Here is a 1,621-nt window from a genome sequence, read left to right on the forward strand (position 1 = left end):
GGGTGCGCCCCGCCACCGGCAAGGGCGCTTATCGCCGGGGGGCTCGCGGCGGGCCTGCCCGACCGCCCCACCGCCCCGGGCGACCCCCGCGCCGTGGGCGTCGAGCCGACGCCGGCGGGACGCGCGCGCTTGGCCGCGTCCCGCCGCGCGATCGGCACCGCCATGTCACAGCGATTGCCCGGCTTCGACGTTGCCCGGCTCGCCCTGCTGAGCGACGAGCTCGACGAATTGCTCGAGGCCCTGAAATCGGCTGCGCATCGAGAAGATTCGATTCAGGAGCGTTGATGAGCACCACTCTCTCGCCGCGCGCCGCCACCGACGCGCCTGCCCCCGCCAAATCCGCACAGCCCAAGTCGGTGTGGGCCGTCGCCTTCGCCTCGGTCATCGCCTTCATGGGCATCGGGCTGGTCGACCCGATTCTCAAGCCGATCGGCGAGCAGCTGCACGCCTCGCCCTCGCAGGTGACGCTGCTGTTCACCAGCTACATGCTGGTGACGGGCGTGGCCATGCTGATCACCGGCGTGATCTCCAGCCGGTTCGGCGCGAAGAAGACGCTGCTCGCGGGCCTGGCGATCATCGTGGTGTTCGCGGCGCTGGCGGGCAGTTCCGGCACGGTCGGGCAGATCGTCGGCTTCCGCGCCGGGTGGGGGCTGGGCAATGCCCTGTTCATCGCGACGGCCCTGGCCACCATCGTGGGCGCCGCCACCGGCGGGGTGGCGCGGGCGATCATCCTCTACGAGGCGGCGCTCGGCATCGGCATCGCCGCCGGGCCGCTGGTCGGTGGGTTCCTCGGCGGATTCAGTTGGCGCGCACCGTTCTTCGGCGTTGCCGTGCTGATGGCGATCGCGTTCATCGCGATCGTGGTGCTGCTGCCGCAGACGCCCAAGCCCACCCATCACACCTCGATCGTCGCGCCGTTCAAGGCACTTCGCTTTCCCGGCCTGCTGCTGGTGAGTATCACTGCGCTGCTGTACAACTACGGCTTCTTCACCCTGCTCGCCTACACCCCGTTCCCGCTGGACATGGGCACCTACGCGATCGGATTCATCTTCTTCGGCTGGGGCCTGATGCTGGCGCTGGCGTCGGTGGTGTTCGCGCCCCGGCTGCAGCGCGCCTTCGGCACCGTGCGAATGATCGCGCTGGCGCTGGCGTTGTTCGCGGCCGATCTGGCCGCGATGGCGATCTGGGCCGACCACAAGCCGGTGCTGATCGTGTGCACCGTGCTGGCCGGGCTGTTCCTCGGCGTGAACAACACGCTGATCACCGAGGCCGTGATGATCTCGGCGCCGGTGGAACGCTCGACCGCCTCGGCCGCCTACAGCTTCGTCCGCTTCGTCGGCGGCGCCGCCGCCCCCTTCCTCGCAGGCAAACTCGGCGAACACCAAATGTCACTACCGTTCTGGGTAGGCGCCGCCTGCACCGCCCTCGGCGTATTAGTCCTGCTGGCAGGCCGCTCGGCCCTGGCCCACGTCGACGACCACGACCCGGCCGAGCACAGCGAGGCCGAAGCCACAGCCATCACGGTAGGCGACGACTGACCACCCCGACGTCCCCTGCCCCCGGGGGGGGGGGGGGGGCGGGGCGGGGGGGGGGGGGGGGGGGGGGCGGGGCGGGGGGGGGG

General features: G+C 71.1%; 1 protein-coding gene and 1 pseudogene. Both read left to right on the forward strand.

Features of this window, described 5'->3' with window-relative positions; all coding sequences use genetic code 11:
• A pseudogene (locus QH290_RS11245) lies at nucleotides 1-285 on the forward strand (MarR family winged helix-turn-helix transcriptional regulator); the annotation flags it as partial.
• Nucleotides 285-1,538 carry an MFS transporter gene (locus QH290_RS11250; protein WP_280265190.1) on the forward strand — a complete coding sequence of 418 codons (1,254 nt, stop codon included), beginning with the start codon at nucleotides 285-287 and terminating at the stop codon, nucleotides 1,536-1,538. The pseudogene QH290_RS11245 and the gene QH290_RS11250, both read left to right, overlap by 1 nt.
• The last annotated feature ends 83 nt before the right edge of the window (nucleotides 1,539-1,621 follow it).

This window comes from Nocardia wallacei, assembly GCF_029869545.1.
Taxonomy (GTDB): Bacteria; Actinomycetota; Actinomycetes; order Mycobacteriales; family Mycobacteriaceae; genus Nocardia; species Nocardia wallacei_A.

Excerpts from the sequence above, each read along its gene's own strand:
- QH290_RS11250 (WP_280265190.1), top strand. The coding sequence starts at position 285 with ATGAGCACCACTCTCTCGCCGCGCGCCGCCACCGACGCGCCTGCCCCC.